Source organism: Pseudoalteromonas sp. Z9A5, assembly GCF_011378875.1.
Taxonomy (GTDB): Bacteria; Pseudomonadota; Gammaproteobacteria; order Enterobacterales; family Alteromonadaceae; genus Pseudoalteromonas.
On record NZ_WTLC01000005.1, the window covers coordinates 109,947 to 128,832 of the forward strand.

The window sequence follows — 18,886 nt, forward strand, 5'->3', positions numbered from 1 at the left end:
TAAAGCTAAGTGGGGTTATATAAGCGGGTTTTTAAGATGTGATTAAAACTCACGATAGTAAGCTTTAATCACTGTTTTATAAATTTACGCCATAACGGCTTTAATTGCTTCTAAGCCTTTTTTTAGGGTATTTGCATCGGTAGCGTAGTTAATACGAATACACTCGTGCTTGTGCGCCCAGCTGTCGTCAATGCCGATAAAAAAGTTGTGACCTGGAATTACATACACGTCTTGCTCTTTAAGTTGTTGATACAACGCTTCGCTTGTCATTTTTGCATCTTTAAACCACAGCCACATAAAAAATGCCCCTTCAACTTTGTGCAGGTAAACAGGCATATCGGCAAATACTTCATCAAACAACTCAATCGCTATGTGTGCTTTATTACGATAAAAAGGCAGTACAACATTACGGCACAGTGGGAGTAGTTCGCCGTCGTCAATTAAACGTGTAACTAAGCTTGGTCCAATGCTGTTTGGCGATAAAACCATACTGCCATTTACACGTCCTATTGCTTTAATAATCTCATTGTTTGCAACCACAATACCGCTGCGTAAACCTGGTAAGCCAAGTTTTGAAAGCGACATACATAAAATAATGTTTGAGTTCCACGTTAGGTTTGCATCAGTGTAAATACAACCTGGGAAAGGGTCGCCGTACGCGTTATCTATAATGAGTGGAATGCCATATTGCTTAGCAAGTAAATCAAGGTGCTTTACTTCGTCGTCGGTAATTACGTTACCTGTTGGGTTGGTAGGGCGCGATACGCACAACGCGCTAATACTGCTGTCGTTAGCTAATATTTGCTCAACCGCTTTAAAATCAATAATGTATTTAAATTGTTTTGATGTACCGCCTGTATTTAAAATTTCGATATGAGGCTTTACTGCAACAAACATATCGGCTGATAAACCTTGGTCGGCATAACCTATATATTCTGGCGCGAGTGGAAATAAAATCTTTTTATGGCTGCCATCAGGCATGCTGCCTGCAAACATGTTAAACAATACAAAAAAGTTTGCTTGGCTGCCGTTGCCAAGCGCTACATTATCGGCGCTAATATCCCATGCATATTCTTTACTTAATTGACCTGCTAATGCTGCTCTAAACTCGTCGTTACCGGTTGGACCATCGTAAAGTCCAAATACTTGCGATACCTTATTACTGGCAACAAGTTTTTGTAATTCACTTAAAAAAACCTCATTAACTTGCGGTACTAATGCGGGGTTACCGCCACCAAGCATAACAATATTGGGATTATTGCTGCTTTTAGCACTGCCTAAGTCTTCCATTAATTGGGTAATGCCGTTGGGTTGTGTAAATTTAGTGCCAAAGTTTGAGTAGTTCATAATGCATAGCGTTTGTTAATAATGGGGAAGGCAGTATAGCGTAAATAATAGGCTTAAATTCGATGATGAGAATAATTCAATGCCTAGCTTTATAGTTAACCTGAACTCTGGATAATAAATCTATCTCGAGCAGCTATTTTCAGCGCTAACTACGTTGAATTTACTTGCAATAGACCAGCTATTGACGCGCAAATTCGCCTTGTTTTCACTAAAAATCTCTGGCTCGAGAAAATAAATTTAAATATCACATGATTCAATGCATTAGTAAATCTTTTACCCAGAGTTCAGGTTAGTCAACTATAGAAATATAATTTCCTATAAAACAAAGGCTAAGTTAAGGCTTTTTAACGCCATATAAAAACTCTTCGCCGCAATCCATCCACAAATCATATTTAGCCATTACTTTGGTAAACATAGGAGCTTGCAAAAATTCGTTTAACCACGCGCGTACATGTGTGTATTCGCTTTGTAAGTACCAATGTTTGTTTACACGGGCAAACTGCCTAATAAACGGAAGTAGTGCATAGTCGGCTAAGCTTTTTTCATCGCTCATTAGGTATTTATGAGTAGTTAGCTTTGCTTCAAATTGTTTAATAAACTCTTCGCATGCTGTTTGGTAATAAAGGTGTGCCATATCTTTTGTGCGAGCATAAAATTTGTACTTTTCGAGCACTGGCTTAAATTGTGTGTCGTTTAGCTTAATTAAATCAAGCATACGCGCAAGTGCTAACGGGTCGTGAGAGTGGAGTAAATTATGTGGGTCATTTTGTTTTAAAGCCCACAGCATAATGTCTAGGCTTTCATCTATTACTTGGTTGTTAGGTAATAATAAAACAGGCACCGTGCCTTTTGGCGATATTTGTAAAAGGTGCGGTGGTTTGTTTTTAGTTTTTATAGCGCGTAGTAATACTTGTTGCTCTGCCATTAAAATCCCCATTCTTGCACGCATTGCGTAAGGGCAGTGTTGTAATGAATATAATAATGGCAGTGTCATTTTAATGCTTACCTTAGCTGTTTAAGCCTTCAACATATTGCTGGCGTGTTTGTATTTTTACCATTTGATTTAATTGATCTTGGGCTTGTGTTTGCCCACTTATTAAATTTTGAAAATGCTCTAATAATACGGCTTTATCGAGTTTGTCTTTATCGCCTGAACCAATGTCGGTCAAATCAATAAAAAACTCGTCAAACTTGTCGGCGTAATCGGTCACAATATCCATATTCAAAAATTGCTCATGGTTATAAATACTCGGGTATCCGCCTTTTTGTTTATCAATAGCAAAGCTAATCCCTTTAACGTTAGTGACCGTTGTTTCTTTTTTGCAGCTAAGCATGCAGCTTGCGTCTATACGTGGTTTTTTACAGCCTACGGTTTGTTGGAAAAAACACTGACGGCTGGTCATCATTAGTATTGGATGATAAATGCTGTACATCATTTTAAAGTTGTTAGGGCGTTTAATACTGCGCATTTGTTGCTTGTTAATCTCGTTTGAAATAAACGCACCTTTAGCATTTAAATCTTCTTGCAGCGTTAATAATGCATATGAGTTTGTAGTGTTTAGCAACGGGCCTGCAATCCAGTCAATACCTAACTCCACTGCTTTAAAGGCAACACCTGTATTGTTACTAATTATAAGTTTTGGTTTTACTGTTTCAAGTAAGCGCACGGCTTCTTCAAAGTCTTTGCCAATCATCACAGCCGGAAAGTACGGAATTAACTGTGGGTTCTCTAAAAATATATTAATGTACGCGTCGTTATTTTTTCTAAAGCTTTCAGGTAATTTAAAGTAAACGTCTACATTACTTAAATCACATAGGTAAATGTCTTTTATGTCCGATATTAAAATAGACAGTGTGGTTTTGTTTTTATCTTCTTTTTCGTGGTTTACCAGTTTAGGTAATTCAACAGGGGCAATTACGTCTTTGCCTTCATTTAATAAAAACGCGACCTGTTTTTTAATACGGGCAAGTTCTTTAAACGGAATACTTAACGGCACGGTTAAGTTGTCGCCTAAGTTTGAATAATCCATTTTTTTAATGTTGAAGTTTGCATTACTAAACGTTTTAAAGCGTTTTTCTATTGCATCCATATCAACTACCGACTTATCAGCAGCTTGCATTAGCATTTGCGATTGCACTTCAAAACGCTGACTAGGCTCGGCATTCGTTAACTCTGAGCCTGCTAACATAGTTTCGTTTTTAGATTCAATAATTACGTTAACCGTAAATGGCTGATTTAATTGCCCCGAAAACTCAAATGTAAGTTCGCGTTTTGAAATATCTAAAAATTCAATTTTCTTTTTAACTAACGAATCAATTTCACTTTTTTGAGTAGAAAGCTCTTGCTGTGCATCGTAAATTTGCACAACCGAAATTGCGTTGTTTTTTTCGTTAGCGTGATCAAAACTGTGGTCGCGTGGGTTATCGGTAAACATGTTTTTGGTCATGTCGCCGGTTAAAAATTTATTAGTAAAGTTACGGTTAAATACTTTATAAAGACTCGAATCGTCTTCAATTAAGTTACCGGTTTGCACAAAAGTGTCTATCTGTTTACGCCAGCTATCAATAACCGTGTGTACGTAGTTAGCGCCTTTAATTCGGCCCTCTACTTTTAGCGAGTCAACGCCTGCGGCTACCAGCTCTGGTAAATCAAAATAGGCTGAATTATCTTTTAAGTTTAATGGGTGTTTGTTACCCATAGCGGTTGGCTCGTATTCGTCACGACATGCTTGCGAGCAACGACCACGGTTACCTGAGTTACCCACACTTACTGAGCTTGAATAACATTGCCCCGAAAACGCTATGCACAATGCGCCATGTACAAATACTTCAGTTAATACATCGCATTTGTGCGCTACATCAGTCAATATTTTAATTTCGGTTAAGTTAAGCTCGCGCGATAAATTTACACGTGTAGCGCCAATGCGCGCTAAAAATTCAACTTGCGATTCGTTATGGGTCGTTAACTGCGTTGATGCGTGAATGTGTAAGGTGGGAAAGTGCTTTTTAACTATATTGAACAACCCTAAATCTTGCACAATAATGCCATCAAGTGTTGTATTAACTAGCTGGTTTAGTAGCTTAAATAGCGCACCCATTTCATGCTCTAATATAACTACATTGAGCGTTAAAAAAATCTCACAACCGTATTCATGTGCTAAGCGAAGTGCGCCGTTAAGTTCGTCAAACGAAAGATTAGAGGCACGGTTTCGGGCATTAAAGGTATCTAATCCACAATAAACCGCATTAGCGCCGGCTACAATAGCGGCTTTAACCGCATTTACATCACCGCCAGGGGCTAATAATTCAATCTTTCTACTCATAACAACGTTTCACTTTTTCGCTCATATTTAATTGCCGCGAATTTTATCTGTTTAGGCGCATGAATGCTATTTATTGGGTGATATAAAAAAAGATGAGCCGTTAAAAGGTAAAACTATATGAGTTAATATAAATTGAAATTTATTTAGTTGAGTTGTTTAGCTCGATGTTAATTCAAATCAGCTGAGTGTATTATCATTAATTCGAACTGTTTTTATACCCAAGTACTTTTATACTTTAAATAGGCAACTGTATCAGTAATCTTAAATCACTAGATAAATCATTAACAATAAGCTCTGAAAACTCATCTGAGTCTGTAGTTTTAAACACCCAACTTAAAATAGCCACATTTAATCTGTTTAATTACCTTGAGCCGCCCAATGCATATTATGAATTTGAGAAAATTTATACCGCGCAGCAGTGGGCTAAAAAGCAGCGTTGGATTGTTGATTACTTAACAGAGCACGAGCCTGATGTGATTGGTTTTCAGGAAGTGTTTAGTATTGACTCGTTAAAAGAGTTAGTGGGCGGGCAGGGTTATAATTACTTTGCGGTGGTAGATGCGCCAGAAGTGATTGACGACTTTATTTATAAGCGTCCCGTAGTGGCGATTGCCGCTAAATACCCGATAGTTGAAGTAGCAGCGGTCGAGCACGATAGTGAACTTGCCAGTACTGTTGGGCTTAATAGTGACTTTATATTTAGCCGCAAGGTACTAAGAGCTACCATTACTTTGCCGCATATAGGTAATACCGATTGTTATGTGGTGCATTTTAAATCTAAGCGCCCAATGATTGAAGTTGGTGAACACAGTAAAGAGCTTTCAGCCGATCCTTTACAAGAACGTTCGCCTGAAAAGAACATAATTGAGATTCTAAAATCGAATGTAGCGGGCGGTTGGGGGTCCACTGTTCAGCGTGGTAGTGAAGCTACGTTATTAATGATAGAAATGATTGCTAGGCGCGAAGCTACGCAGCAACCCATGATGCTAATGGGCGATTTTAATAACGACCTAGCTGATGGTGTGTTAAGTCATTTACTTACTAATACGCTACGTTTTGCTCCTGCGTTTGACGCTAAAACCTACCTTGCTAAATATTGCTTAAATGATTCTTGGGATTTATTTGTTAAATCGTATTTGAGTGCTGATGAAGCAACTCTTAATGAAGCGATTAAAAGTGAAGCTGCTACAAGTGAAACCATTACAGGCAAACCGCTAGCTGAAAACGTTGTTTCAGATGAAGCAATTTTAAGTTATGACGAAAGCATTATTGATACAAACTGTGTAAACACCAAAAATATAGATGCTCCAAAGGCAATTCCGTTAAGGGCGCCTACACATTACTATGGCGCGAGCAGCTCGGTGCTTGATTATATTTTATTATCAAGTGAGTTTGATGCCAGCTACCTTGGAAGTTTTTTTGAAGTAAGCGACTATAAAACTTACGATCGCCACTTAATAAACCCTGAGTACGAGCGTGATGACTTAACTACCGATCATGGTGTGGTATTAGTGACGCTAACATTAAGATCGTAGAACTATTTTGCATAAATTGAACGGTTTACTGCTATTTAAATACAAATGGAATATTAGCTTAAAATGGAAAATATTAATCAAATTACCGTTTTTGATTCATCTACACAAAGTTTTGATTTTGTTGAAATAACAACATTAATCACTTCGCATGGTATATCAACGCATGGAAGCATTTGTTGTAACGGTAAAACGTTACTCGCGAATTATGTTTATAAAAAATGCGGAGCGTATGAGCTAATTTATACCATTTTAGATACTGCTGGAAACTCTAAGAGCTTTATTGAAGATGATGGTATTTTACCCACGTTATTTTTAAGTCCAACTTTAGATAATTATGTTTCGATTGTGCCTTATGATCCTAACAAAGAATTAGAAATTAGCATTCCACTTTTTAATAGAAAAAACACTAAATTACCTAAAGGGAATAGACCTTTTGCGGGTAACTTTATTGGTGTTTCAAATCAATTTTCGATTTTTTATGATGTTGAAATATATGATGATAAAAAACCAGATAAATTGTTGGCAATGGAATTTAAAAACGAAGCGCTAAAGAAAAAACATAATATTAAAGTGCCATTACCTAACAAAAATAAAATATTTGTTGAAAATAACGAAATTCATTTATTGTCTCATCATGGCTTTACTTGGTTACACAGGCAAATAGATGAAAAAGGTATTGAAGTAAAGCGCAGAGAGTTGCGTGCATCTAGTGACTTTGTTCGGGAAGTTATTAGTTTATCTTTCACTGAACAATCGTATGTTTTGTGCAGTGAAGGTGGAAAAATTATTGTTGAAAAAATAAGTAAAGACAACGTATGTAAACCTAATGAAGTCATAGATATTAAAGATGATATTTTTAATATGTGGCAACCAATCAAAATTAGCGAGCATACTTATGTTACTCAGTTTAACACTGAGTACGGAAATGGCTGGTTAGTCACAAAAAATGATTCTGTTTTAGAGTTGTATTATAGTAAAGACACAAACGGGTACAAAGAGCTTGTTAGCGGTAAAATACTCATTATTAAAGGCACAAATTTAATAATATCTAGCATAAATAAAACACAAGAGAATGCTTATTCTGTTGTTTTGTATCCGGGGACGGATAGAGAAGTAAGCAATAAGAAGGTAATTGTAATACACAACAATTTGAATTTTTTATAAGTATTTGATATTAAAGTTATATTTTTAACACTGTTTATGGTGTTTTTATAGTTGTATTTAATAGGGATTGTAGAAATGATTAAAAATGTAGTCAGTCAAAAAGTTTTGCTGAGCGATGAAGATTTCAAAAAATACAAAACCAATAACAGAGTATGGTTTTCAATATTAACCATTTTACTTGTGTCTATTATTACGGTGATTGCAGTATCGATTTTAAATAAAGAGTTAGAGCTAGGTATTTATACAGGATCATTACTGGCTTTTTACTTGGTATCTTTGGGAATTGTTGCTTCAAAAAATAAGGCGAATTGGATTTTATGGGTGTTATTAACGCTCATATCTATGTTTATTATACCTCTCGTTGGTATGATTGTTTCGCACATACTTATAGCCAGAAAAGGCTTCAAAAATGAGTGGTTATCTCTTTAGCGACTTGTAAAATTATAAGCACCGCTTTTTGATACATTAAATGACTTTTAAAATAAGGAATATTAAATGACAGATAAACAGGTTTTATTTTTCAGTAACGACAGCGAAATGGAAAACGTGAGCAGGGCAGCAAGAGATACGTTTAAGTATTTTTGGAGAGAGCTCGCTTGGGAATCAAGACGAATAGTTCCTGGTCTTGATTTATCAATTGTTAAGGTTGCTTTTAAAACAGATAAAGGCGATGGCGTACCTCCCTTTGAGCACATGTGGATAGGCGATATTGATTTTGATGGAATAAATGTAACAGGCACCTTAATGAATGAACCTAATTGGGCTTCAAATGTGTCTGCAGGTGATGTGGTTAACATTCCTGTAAGCGATATTGGAGATTGGATGTATGTTATTGATAATAAAGTTTATGGCGGGCATACCGTTAATTTAATGCGTTTGAGAATGTCTGAGCAAGAAAGAAATCAACATGATAATGCATGGGGATTAGACTTTGGTAACCCTAGTGAAATTGAATTAACACCCAGTGGTGAAAATAAACCACAAGAAGTAATGATTAATACTGAAAGCGGTGCTCCTAGCAAAATATTAGAACATCCTATGAGTGTTAATATGGCCTCTAAAATAGAAGAAACTCTTCAAACAAACTCTTCAGTAGCGACGAGTGTTGATGAAAATGGTTGGACAATGCTTCATAGAGAATCTTTAGCCGGTAATTATATTGCGGTTTCACTGCTGTTAAAGTATGGCGCAGATTCTGAGCTACGTAATTCAAATGGGCACAGTGCAATTGAATTAGCTAATATGATGGGTTGGCATGAAATAGCTAATTTATTAAAAAGCAAAACTAAGCAGTAACAAGCTCTATGATTATTAAGATGTAGTAATCTAAATAACTCGTTTAATCACTATTTTTAGTCTGTTGGGCGAGTTACCCTAAAGTATATTTAAGCAAGTTATGAATCTCGACACGATTTACTACCATTTTAGTAAAGTTTTTAGTTTGCATTACATCTAACTTACGTCATTCGCTTGCAAGGCGGTGAGTTATACAACCTCGTTAGTCATAAAGGATAATATGAAGTCTTCGCATAAAATTGCTCTAGCATTAATCATTTCTTTTTTAGTTTCAGCTGTAATTGATTCATACTTTCTCTACTCTAGAAATATGGTCGACGTTACATATTTCCTACATATAGCTATTATTGGGGTGCTTTTATTTATGTGGTGTAGAGCTCATGCGAAAGAGAATAATATTAAGGATGCAGGTGGTAAACCATTGTTTTGCGCTTTGTTAGGGGGTGTTGGCGTACCATATTATGCTTATAAATGTTATGGATTTAAGAGAGGGAGTATTTTACTTGGGAAAGCTTTTGCAGCTTTGTTGTTAGCTTTAGTGCTGGTTACTGGTATTGATATACTATTTGAAATGTCTTATGCGGCACGATAATTTACTTATTATATTGCTACTCCAAGGTAGTTGAACTGAATTATGAATAAACTAAAATTAATAATGTTAGCACTGTCTACTTTTTTTACGTATGGCTCTATTGCGTCTGAACTCCCTACAAGTGCACGTTCTGAAAAAGCGATATCAATGGTAGAGCCAGCATTAAAAAAGCAGCTGGCAAATAAAGGTCTTAAATATGGTGCACCTATATTTATTCGAATATTCAAAGAGCCAGGTATTCTTGAAGTATGGGTTGAGTCGGATGACGGTACATATATAAACTTTAAAAATTATGAAATTTGTACATTCTCGGGAAATTTTGGACCAAAATTACAAGAAGGTGATAATCAAAGTCCTGAGGGGTTTTATTATGTGAATGCCAATAGGCTTAACCCTTGGAGTAGCTATCACTTATCATTTAATTTGGGCTTTCCAAATAAATACGACCGTATACACAACCGAACAGGGAGTGCATTGATGGTTCATGGAGACTGCGTTTCTATTGGGTGTTATGCGATGACTGATGAATACATAAATGAAATTTACGCACTTGGTGCTGCAGCATTAAAGTCAGGGCAACCATTTTTTAGGGTTCACTCGTTTCCGTTTAAACTTGATAGTGAGCTTTTATTAAAACACCAATCAAGTAAATGGTACTCTTTTTGGCTTAATCTAAAAGAAGGTTATGATTACTTTAACAAATATAAAAAACCACCAAACGTTGAAGTTAGTCATAAGAAATACATATTTAACTAATTATTTGAATATAAAAGCTTTTTTAGATGAAGCTTTTGCTATTTTAAGTATAAATAGGCTTTTTAAATCTATTTGTTGTACGACTCAAAACTCTAAGTGTAAATTATTCAAAGTTTTTACTGTTTTTAGCTGTTATTTATAAAAATCTACTAAGCTAATTAGTAGTTTAGAGTTGATTTATAAAAATAATATACTAAATTTTAAGGTACTAGGTGTATAACTTACATAAAAGTGTGTGCAATTTTCGCGAACAACAACATTGAGATTGTATTGAAATAGTATTATTAAATTAATAAAATGCGTCAGGTCTCAAAATTTAACTGAGATAAAGAATAATTACTATTTAGTATTATTCTTTGCAGTTAACATTAATTATAAGTAATCGCTAATTAGTGGTATATATAATGTAAAAGCTACCTGTTGATGCTAGTAAACACTATTACTAATAGCACATTGAGTTTATTGACTAAGATATAAATACGTAAATACTTGGCAAAGCAAATGCGTTGTATTTGTTTTCACATATTTATTATTGAAATAAAAACTAAAAATAAAACGGCAAATATGGAACATTATACCTACTCATACCATAGATTAAAGGGGAGCTTTAACTCCCATAAACAAGTTCTTTTTACAAACCTAGCATTCCCTTCTAGGTCTTTAATATGCGCATCGTTTTTTATTGTTTTTTTTAATTTAAGTTTTGCTTACGCGCAAGAAGTCACTCCAGATATTGTAGCCAAAGAAACTAATATAGGTTTATTAAAAAGGGCTGAATTGCTTATTGATACTGATGTAATAATGAGTATTGAATTAAGTAAGAAAATGTTGTCTGAGGCTGAGCTAAATGCCGATATACAGTTAACCGCACAGCTACATAATTTGTTAGGTCAAGCGTATCAAAAAAATAATAACATTGATAAGTCATTACATCATTTTCACGAATCCTCAATTAGTTACGGTAAATTAAATGATACTCGTAACCAAATAAAGTCAGCCTTAAATTGTATAAAAATATTATTAGATGAAAAACGCTATTTAGAGCTTAATAAAGAAATTGAAACTATATTACCTTTAACAGTAAATTACGCTGACGACTTTTTTATAGCTCAAGTCTTTATTATTAAAGGCGATATGCTTTATAAACAAAAGAAATATCACGACGCTAATGTACAATATTTATCTGCAGTAAAACACCTTACAAGTAAAGATAACCAAATACAGAAGCACTTAGGTGAAACTTACAAAAAACTTGCTCAGTCTTACAAGCGTCTTAAAAATAGAGAGCAAACCGCACACTTTTATACAAAAGCTTTAGAAGTATACACCAGCTTGGATGATTTAAAATTGATGGCGCGTACCTTAAACACGTTAGCAGAGGCCCAGCGTTATTTAGATAATTTAGTTTTAGCACTTGATTACTCAACTCAAGGCTTAGAGATACAAAAAAGTATTGATGACCCAGTTGGGTTTGCGAAAGCATCACTGGGTGCGGGGATCATTTATCGTCATATTGGCTTGTATGAAAAGTCGCTTAAGCATGTACGTGATGCGTACTTATATTACAAAAAAGTGAATGATGAACTTGGTATTGCCAAAACAGCTAACCAGATGGGGTTTATATATACTCGGTTAAAACAATATGACCAAGCTGAATTTTTTTATGAACTTACAATTAATTTGCAAAAAGGCAAGGTGGATGAAAAAACCCTTGCTTCTGCATTAAGAGAAATGGCTGTTATTAATTTTGAGTCTGGTAATTATGATTCCGCTATGCAATTTGCACAAAATGCTTACACAACATACAAACATGAAAACCTGACGTCGTATATCTCTGTAACTGCACGAATCATCGCTAATATTTATAATGGCCAAGGAAATAAAAGTAAGGCTTTGGAGTATTATAAAGAGTCCTTATTATTAGCAAGGCAAACGGGGAGTCCGCTTTATGAAATAAAATCTCTTATTCCTTTAGCTGCAGCTCTTATTGGTAATGACACTGATGAGGCTGTTAACTTACTTAAAGAGTCGCTCGCTTTGTCGGCTCAAATAGATTCTAAATTACACACTCTCTATGCTTATCGTGAAATGCGAATAGCAGAAAAATTACGAGGGAATATTGCAGAATCACTAAGCTTCGCTGAAAAAGAAATAGCACTGATCGAAATTCTCCAAAATGAAAAAGAAGAAAACAAAGTCGCATTAGAAAAAGCACATCTGCATTCTTATAAAATGGAAATTGAGTTGGAGTCGTTAAAGGAAAGAGAAAAATTCCACCAGCTAGAACTCGCAAAGAAAAACAGTGAAATTGAAAACTCAGGCCAAGCGCGGGTTATTTCAGAACTCGAGTTGGCAAAAAACAAATATGCAAGTATCGCATTAGCGCTATTATTAGCAATATGCCTCGCCTTTGTTTTATTTATTTATCGAAGTTTTACTGCATCTAAAAAAAGAAATAGAGAATTAGATTATTTGGCAGCAAGAGACCCTTTAACCGATTGTTATAATCGTCGTATTTTATTTGAAGTTTTAAATCGTGATTTTTCTGAGTTAGATCAACTTAATGAGTATTGTATTTTAATGGTCGATATTGATTACTTTAAAAGCGTTAACGACTCTTACGGACATTGTATTGGCGACTCTGTTTTATGTGGGGTTGCTAAGGTACTTCAAAGTTGTGCTCGTGAAGATGATATAACGGCTCGGTTTGGTGGTGAGGAGTTTTGTATTGTATTACCAGGTACTTCTCAACTGCAGGCAATGCAAATTGCAGAAAACATGCGTAATAAAGTAGAAAAAACACATTTTGATGGTATTTCTGTAACGTGTAGTTTTGGTGTTACGTCCATTAAATTTAATGCTAAAACACCTTTTGAGTTAATAGAACAAGCTGATTTAGCACTCTACGAAGCTAAATCGTTGGGGCGCAATAAAGTGTCTGTTTGGGAGCACTCGCTAGAAGAATTTAAGCTTTTTAGATCTGAATAAAAAATATTACACATAATATTTGAAATACGTTGAGTTTTGATTAAGTAAATTTTTTACAGTGCTATGAGTTACTTACATTTATTAAACGGTAAATTTCATTTATTTGTTATATATCAATGTATTAATTTAGGTCTTAAAATTGCATCCTTAAATAGTTATATAACAAACAAAGGATTTAATAATGACTGAAGTTGCACTTTCTGCCTATTTGGCGTTTTATTTTTATCTAATTATGCTGGTTATACAGTGGGCCGTTGCTACCTTTAGCAAAGCAAAAGAGCCTAATGCCGTACCAGGTAAAATTGACGAAAATTTATCACATGACAGCTTTATATTTAGGGCACACAGAACATTTCATAACACACTTGAAAACAGCGCATTATTTATAGGTACAGTGCTATTTGCGTTTGTAATTAATTACCAAAGCCCGATTTTTGCAATATGTGTATGGATTTACGTTATAGCCCGTTTGATTCATATGACTTTGTACTACATGATAGCAACTGAGAAAAATCCTAGTCCACGTAGTTACTTCTTTTTGATTGGTGTGATTGCAAATGTGGTTATGCTGGTAATGATTGGCTTGAGGCTAATTGCTTAGATTATATATCACTTTTTAATTAACTAATTTGTTAGTTTTTGAGTTGGGATTATAAGTGATATTAAAATAACAAAAAAGCGAAGGGCTTAATTGCTCCTTCGCTTTTTTTAGCAGTTTACTTTATGTTGTAATAGCTAATTAATTTTGTAAATTAGTGACTATAAAATTAGATGCCTAACTTATTCAATATTAATTTGTGTACTACTGATTATGCCGTCGTAGGTTACCGACACAATAGCTGTACCATTAGCGCTTGATGTACTCGTTATTCTATAGAGTGCCTGATTAGTACCAGGGTCAATTATTTCAGCACTCACTATATCACTACCATTGAGGCTCCAATCAGCAAATTCAGTAACATTTAAGCTAGAAGGCGAAGTAGAGTAGTTAGCTGTAAGTGTTAAATCAATGGTTTGCAATGGTTCTAATACTAGCGGGCTTTCGCCATCATTAATTTGAATGCTATCGAGAGTTGCACTACCAGTCACTTCTACAGCTACTACTTGCTGTTTGCCACCACAAGTACCTATTAATTGAGTAACACCAGGCTTCAAAGCAAACAAAGTAACATTTTCACTATCTTCAGTAGTAATACCGACGTTATTTGTATTTGGAACTGACCAACTTATTGTAGAGTTGATATCAAAAGCCGATTCATCATTTACTAAGCTCGCTTGTGCGTTAACTTGTAAACGCGACCCGACGTTTAATGTAATTATGTCTGTTGAATCACCATTAACTAATACATCAATGTTTTCTAAATTAACGGGATCAGCTGTAACTATTAATTGGTCTGTAATGTCATTAATTTTTGCGGTGATGGACGTATTTTCGATTTCGGCTGCTGAGGTGTATAAAGTACCATCTGAATCTATAGAAGCCGTAGTGGTATCGTCTAAAACAAAGCTCATGTCTTTTACCGTACTCAATGAGATATAACCGTCAGCATAGGTAACATCGCCATTAATGTTTGCATTAATGCAGGTATTAATATTACCGGTTTCAGGCGATGCTTGTTTTAATTGTATGCTTGTTACAGCTTCATCGCTTATCGACATTTCGCCCTCACCAGAAATATCATTAATGGTAGTGCCTGTAATTGTAATTATACCTTGATTAGCTGATAAGTTAGCGACAGCAGTTACTAAACCACTGTTACTCACGGTTGCTATGTCGGTATTACTTGAGGTCCAAGTTAGCTCATTAGTAACATTTCGCGTTTCGCCGTTACTATCAAGACCTGTTGCACTAAGTTGATGTTTTTCGCCAGCTCTTAAACGAGTTTGATCGTTCTCAATAGTGACTGATTCTATAATAGTGCCTTCAGTACGAAGTTTTTCCAGTGTAACTGCTTTTACTAAGTCGGCTGATTCGCTATCAGAGCCACAACCAACGATACCTGTTAAAAGGACCGCGATAACTGATAATTTAGGGAGGGTGTTAAGTTTTGCCATTTTAGGGAAATGCCTTTTATTATATACGGACGACTAAAACTGGTATGTAAAACCAAGAGAAATAGCTGTAATTTCAATATCATCTTTGTTGTACAAAGATTGATAACCAAGTCTAATTTGGGTGTTGTCTATGTAAGGAATATCTTGATGTATGGCAAGTCCCCAAGCAAAACCTTTATATTGAAAATCACCGTTAATTGTTTCTTCTGGACCGGCAACTGCAATGTTTGTTTGTGCATACCCTAAAGAGACGTCTAAGCCAAAGCCATTAACAACATCTGATTGCATAACAAAAAACAAGGCAACACTTTCTTCTATGTCGAACTCAATATTATAAATATTATCAGTACTTAAAGAAGTTAAATATTGGGCTTCAAAAGCCATATTGTTATTACTTACGCCTAAACGCAGTGCTGCCGCTTTAGGTTCTGTATCTTCGTTATTAATTGTGATTTCAGGTAAAACATAATCTACACCAATATAAGCGGTGTCAGCAAAAGACTGAAAAGATGCGCAAAGCAAAAGTAGAGAAAGTATTTTTTCCATAAAGAGGTTAACTATCCGTAAATTTTTATAAGACGATGATGGTATATAATTGGCTAAACTTAATCAAGGAAAGGTCGATGTTTGGGCTTAAATAAGGTACTGATAACTACTTTTATTAAAGCCTTAATAAGTTACGCACCTTTGCTTATAAGCTTGGATGAAAAGCATTCGAGAGCTGTTTTTATTCTTTATAGTTTTAAATAAAACGTTTGTAATAACTAAAAAACGAAGAGCGTGTAGGGCATCTTCGTTTTTATTTTTAGTTCAATTAGCCGTTAAAGCATTACGAGACAACAGCGAAAAGATGAGTGAAATAATCGCGCAGTGATAAAACCAAACTTTATAATACATAGTGGCTATAACTGTTTTGGTCTATACGATTAATCGATCCCTATAAACCCACCCGTTTGGTGAGTCCAAAGAGCGGCGTAAATCCCGCCTTTAGCGATTAGTTCTTCATGAGTGCCTTGCTCAACCACGCCGCCATCATCAAGTACAATTAATCTATCCATTTGTGCAATGGTTGAGAGCCTATGCGCTATCGCGATTACTGTTTTGCCCGTCATTAAATCATCAAGGCTTGCCTGAATTGCTGCTTCTACTTCTGAGTCGAGTGCGCTTGTGGCTTCGTCGAGTATGAGTATTGGAGCGTTTTTAAGAAGTACACGTGCAATAGCAATACGCTGGCGTTGTCCGCCCGAAAGTGTAACACCGCGTTCGCCTACCTGTGCATCAAAGCCTTTGTTACCTTTGCTATCTACTAAGTCGTTTATAAACTCAAGTGCTTTAGCTTGTTTGGTCGCGTTGATCATTTCAGCTTGTGTTGCATCGGGACGACCGTACAAAATATTGTCTTTTACTGAGCGATGAAGCAGGGAAGTGTCTTGCGTAACCATTGCAATGTAGCGGCGTAGACTTTCTTGGCTTACATCTGTGATGTTTTGCCCATCAATTTTTATTGTTCCTGAGTCAGTATCGTAAAAACGCAGTAATAAGTTAACAAGCGTTGATTTACCTGCGCCAGAGCGGCCGACTAAACCAATTTTTTCGCCAGGTTTAATGTTTAAATTTAAACCGTCCATTACTGGGCTGCGATTAGTCTCGTTTGCTGCTTTACCGTAGTTAAAGTGTACGTTGCTAAACTCAATGGCACCTTGGCTTACGTTAAGCGTATCGGCATTTGGTTTATCGGCAACTTCAATAGGGTTTGAAAGTGTTTTCATGCCATCGGCTACGGTACCAATGTTTTCGAACAAGCTGCTTATTTCCCACATGATCCATTGCGCCATACCGTTTAATCTAAGCGCTAAACTAACAGCAACTGCAATGGCACCTGCGCTAATTGCACTAAGCGACCATAAATAAAGTGATACAGCGGTAACCGAAAATACTAATAAATAATTTAAGCTTTGAATAACAAAGTTTAAGCTGGTTACCAAACGCATTTGTTTGTACACAGGCTGCAAAAATACATCCATGCTTTGTTTTGCGTATTGTTCTTCACGTTGGGTATACGAAAACAATTTAATTGTAGAAATGTTTGTGTAGCTATCAACAATTCGACCTGTCATTTCTGAGCGCGCATCGGCTTGTGAACTGGCAATTCTTTTAAGGCGCGGTACAAAATAAAGCTGTACGCAAATGTATAAAACCAACCAAACTAATAAAGGGATCATTAAGCGCCAATCAGCTTCGGCAACTAAAAATACCATTGAGCCAAAATAAACCACAATATACATTAATACATCGAGTAGTTTGGTCACTGTTTCGCGAACGGCTAAAGAGGTTTGCAATACTTTGGTGGCTATTCTTCCTGCAAACTCATTTTGATAAAAGCTCACACTTTGGCGCAGTAAATAACGATGCGCTAACCAGCGAATCGACATAGGGTAATTGCCCAGTAATGCTTGGTGCAAAATAGCAGAATGAAAAAATACGACTACGGGCAATACCAGTAATAGCACTACAGCCATTTTGATAAGCTCTGACTTTTGCTCTACAAATAGGGTTTCGGGTGTGTAGGCCGTTAACCAATCAACAAGTTGACCCATGTAGCTAAATAAAGAGACTTCTAAAATAGCGAGCATGGCGGCACTGATAGACATAAGCACCAACGACAGTTCCATTCCTTTGGTGTAGTGACGACAAAAAGCAAATAAAGTCGAAGGCGGCTGAGTAGGTTGATCCTCAGGAAATGCTTTTGTCATTTTTTCAAATAATCGATACATTTTAAAAACTTAAATGGCAAATAATGGTGGGTATCATACCATTTAAGTATTTTTAAATGCAGGTTTGTAATGTATTAATTGTGAATATGGTAGAGCGTTATTAATATAATTTAATACTTTAAAAAGTGCTTTATTTGTTTTTATAGCATTGGATTATTCAGGTTTATTCCTTTGCTCATATATAAATCGTCATATCTGAGACCACCATTACCGTAAGGCTTTTTAACCGGACCTGTATTGCAGTTAGCTAAAAAGTAAATAAGCGGTTGTTCGCGCTTCATTCTAAATTGTGCATTTTTATACACCAATGTTTGCTTGCTAAATTCACCGCCTTTTACATAAACATCGTATTGTTGACCTTGCTCTGACGCCGCTGCGTTATTAACAACATACCATACGTCGTACCAGGTATTTGTTTGCAGTGGCTTGGCCGATTGTTTGGTAGCATAGTTTTGAATATTGCTATATCCTCTGTCGGTTTTAACCATTAATGCGCCATCGTTTACAAGACCGTTTGATTCTGTTTTATCGGTTACGCGAAGTGTTGGTTCAAACGCATCGTAAGCATGTTTATTAATTAACTCTGGAGTAAGATTACTCAACCCAAAAGCATGGTTATTAGGAAAAGCAGCCACGTTTATACGTATATAAAATGTGTAGGTTTCCCCCACTTTAACCACTTGTGGGAGCTTTTTATAAGAGAGTGCCTTGCGATTACCAACAATGCCCTCGCGTGCGGGCTTTTTTAGTAAATAATGATTTGTGGATTCAGTTGCTTGTTCTGGTTGTATAACTGTTATTTGTGGGTTTTTAACCTGTGGCTTAGTTTCATTTTGTGTATCAACACTTTGCCAGTCGTTAAGTGAGTTTTCAAAATTATCAATAAGCAGCCATTTGTTTGACGTGTTTTTAGAAATGGTTGAACACGACGCTAACGTGCTTAACAAACATAAAAGTAACGTGTGTTTAAAATGCATAATTGGCTCTCAGTAAGTTTAGGTGTTTTTGGTTAACCAATTATTGTTTTGGCTATAACTTTAAAGTAAAGGTTATGTA

At 35.8% G+C, this 18,886-nt stretch carries 15 protein-coding genes; 8 read left to right on the forward strand and 7 right to left on the reverse strand.

Translation table 11 applies throughout. The annotated features are described in order from the left end of the window. Positions 1–84: 84 nt before the first annotated feature. The 3 genes from GQR56_RS04700 to GQR56_RS04710 all read right to left on the reverse strand — a co-directional run bounded on the left by GQR56_RS04700 (position 85) and on the right by GQR56_RS04710 (position 4,670). A complete protein-coding gene (locus tag GQR56_RS04700; RefSeq protein ID WP_166109314.1) occupies positions 85–1,347 on the reverse strand; it encodes a valine--pyruvate transaminase in 1,263 nt (420 codons plus the stop codon). Between the two features lie 334 nt (positions 1,348–1,681). Next, positions 1,682–2,341: a glutathione S-transferase gene (locus GQR56_RS04705; RefSeq protein WP_166109315.1), complete on the reverse strand. Its 660-nt coding sequence runs from the start codon at positions 2,339–2,341 to the stop codon at positions 1,682–1,684. A gap of 13 nt (positions 2,342–2,354) precedes the next feature. Beyond that, entirely contained in the window at positions 2,355–4,670 is a 2,316-nt protein-coding gene (locus GQR56_RS04710) for a peptidase U32 family protein (RefSeq protein ID WP_024612741.1), read from the reverse strand. 353 nt (positions 4,671–5,023) lie between these two features. Here GQR56_RS04710 and GQR56_RS04715 point away from each other — a divergent pair, with 353 nt between their 5' ends. From GQR56_RS04715 to GQR56_RS04750, 8 genes are all read left to right on the forward strand, one after another. Continuing rightward, the gene (locus tag GQR56_RS04715; protein WP_166109337.1) at positions 5,024–6,205 is read left to right on the forward strand and encodes an endonuclease/exonuclease/phosphatase family protein; all 1,182 of its coding nucleotides are present in this window, start codon (positions 5,024–5,026) and stop codon (positions 6,203–6,205) included. 63 nt (positions 6,206–6,268) lie between these two features. After that, on the forward strand, positions 6,269–7,369 hold the full coding sequence (locus tag GQR56_RS04720; RefSeq protein WP_166109316.1) for a hypothetical protein: 1,101 nt from the start codon (positions 6,269–6,271) through the stop codon (positions 7,367–7,369). 75 nt (positions 7,370–7,444) lie between these two features. Continuing rightward, positions 7,445–7,798, forward strand: coding sequence for a hypothetical protein (locus GQR56_RS04725; protein ID WP_166109317.1), 354 nt, complete (start codon positions 7,445–7,447; stop codon positions 7,796–7,798). A gap of 66 nt (positions 7,799–7,864) precedes the next feature. Continuing rightward, positions 7,865–8,665, forward strand: coding sequence for a DUF2314 domain-containing protein (locus GQR56_RS04730; RefSeq protein ID WP_166109318.1), 801 nt, complete (start codon positions 7,865–7,867; stop codon positions 8,663–8,665). A 220-nt stretch (positions 8,666–8,885) separates the two neighbouring features. Next, positions 8,886–9,257 (forward strand): hypothetical protein, encoded by a 372-nt coding sequence (locus tag GQR56_RS04735; protein ID WP_024612736.1) that lies wholly within the window; start codon positions 8,886–8,888, stop codon positions 9,255–9,257. A gap of 42 nt (positions 9,258–9,299) precedes the next feature. Next, positions 9,300–10,013 (forward strand): murein L,D-transpeptidase family protein, encoded by a 714-nt coding sequence (locus tag GQR56_RS04740; RefSeq protein ID WP_024612735.1) that lies wholly within the window; start codon positions 9,300–9,302, stop codon positions 10,011–10,013. A 564-nt stretch (positions 10,014–10,577) separates the two neighbouring features. Continuing rightward, the gene (locus tag GQR56_RS04745; RefSeq protein WP_081707003.1) at positions 10,578–13,001 is read left to right on the forward strand and encodes a GGDEF domain-containing protein; all 2,424 of its coding nucleotides are present in this window, start codon (positions 10,578–10,580) and stop codon (positions 12,999–13,001) included. A 181-nt stretch (positions 13,002–13,182) separates the two neighbouring features. Beyond that, the gene (locus tag GQR56_RS04750; RefSeq protein WP_166109319.1) at positions 13,183–13,602 is read left to right on the forward strand and encodes an MAPEG family protein; all 420 of its coding nucleotides are present in this window, start codon (positions 13,183–13,185) and stop codon (positions 13,600–13,602) included. A 179-nt stretch (positions 13,603–13,781) separates the two neighbouring features. Here the strand turns inward: GQR56_RS04750 and GQR56_RS04755 are convergent, their stop codons facing one another. From GQR56_RS04755 to GQR56_RS04770, 4 genes are all read right to left on the reverse strand, one after another. Continuing rightward, a complete protein-coding gene (locus GQR56_RS04755) occupies positions 13,782–15,056 on the reverse strand; it encodes an Ig-like domain-containing protein (protein WP_166109320.1) in 1,275 nt (424 codons plus the stop codon). A gap of 33 nt (positions 15,057–15,089) precedes the next feature. Next, positions 15,090–15,602 carry an outer membrane beta-barrel protein gene (locus GQR56_RS04760; protein ID WP_166109321.1) on the reverse strand — a complete coding sequence of 171 codons (513 nt, stop codon included), beginning with the start codon at positions 15,600–15,602 and terminating at the stop codon, positions 15,090–15,092. 380 nt (positions 15,603–15,982) lie between these two features. Further along, positions 15,983–17,830 carry an ABC transporter ATP-binding protein gene (locus GQR56_RS04765; protein ID WP_166109322.1) on the reverse strand — a complete coding sequence of 616 codons (1,848 nt, stop codon included), beginning with the start codon at positions 17,828–17,830 and terminating at the stop codon, positions 15,983–15,985. Between the two features lie 140 nt (positions 17,831–17,970). After that, positions 17,971–18,807 carry a hypothetical protein gene (locus GQR56_RS04770; RefSeq protein WP_166109323.1) on the reverse strand — a complete coding sequence of 279 codons (837 nt, stop codon included), beginning with the start codon at positions 18,805–18,807 and terminating at the stop codon, positions 17,971–17,973. Positions 18,808–18,886: the final 79 nt, after the last annotated feature.

What these genes read in the sequence shown, in the direction of transcription:
- GQR56_RS04730 (WP_166109318.1), top strand. Translation starts at nt 7,865, where the DNA reads ATGACAGATAAACAGGTTTTATTTTTCAGTAACGACAGCGAAATGGAA.
- GQR56_RS04765 (WP_166109322.1), bottom strand. Translation starts at nt 17,830, where the DNA reads ATGTATCGATTATTTGAAAAAATGACAAAAGCATTTCCTGAGGATCAA.
- GQR56_RS04745 (WP_081707003.1), top strand. Translation starts at nt 10,578, where the DNA reads ATGGAACATTATACCTACTCATACCATAGATTAAAGGGGAGCTTTAAC.
- GQR56_RS04735 (WP_024612736.1), top strand. Translation starts at nt 8,886, where the DNA reads ATGAAGTCTTCGCATAAAATTGCTCTAGCATTAATCATTTCTTTTTTA.
- GQR56_RS04725 (WP_166109317.1), top strand. Translation starts at nt 7,445, where the DNA reads ATGATTAAAAATGTAGTCAGTCAAAAAGTTTTGCTGAGCGATGAAGAT.
- GQR56_RS04740 (WP_024612735.1), top strand. Translation starts at nt 9,300, where the DNA reads ATGAATAAACTAAAATTAATAATGTTAGCACTGTCTACTTTTTTTACG.
- GQR56_RS04720 (WP_166109316.1), top strand. Translation starts at nt 6,269, where the DNA reads ATGGAAAATATTAATCAAATTACCGTTTTTGATTCATCTACACAAAGT.
- GQR56_RS04750 (WP_166109319.1), top strand. Translation starts at nt 13,183, where the DNA reads ATGACTGAAGTTGCACTTTCTGCCTATTTGGCGTTTTATTTTTATCTA.
- GQR56_RS04770 (WP_166109323.1), bottom strand. Translation starts at nt 18,807, where the DNA reads ATGCATTTTAAACACACGTTACTTTTATGTTTGTTAAGCACGTTAGCG.
- GQR56_RS04755 (WP_166109320.1), bottom strand. Translation starts at nt 15,056, where the DNA reads ATGGCAAAACTTAACACCCTCCCTAAATTATCAGTTATCGCGGTCCTT.
- GQR56_RS04710 (WP_024612741.1), bottom strand. Translation starts at nt 4,670, where the DNA reads ATGAGTAGAAAGATTGAATTATTAGCCCCTGGCGGTGATGTAAATGCG.
- GQR56_RS04705 (WP_166109315.1), bottom strand. Translation starts at nt 2,341, where the DNA reads ATGACACTGCCATTATTATATTCATTACAACACTGCCCTTACGCAATG.
- GQR56_RS04760 (WP_166109321.1), bottom strand. Translation starts at nt 15,602, where the DNA reads ATGGAAAAAATACTTTCTCTACTTTTGCTTTGCGCATCTTTTCAGTCT.
- GQR56_RS04700 (WP_166109314.1), bottom strand. Translation starts at nt 1,347, where the DNA reads ATGAACTACTCAAACTTTGGCACTAAATTTACACAACCCAACGGCATT.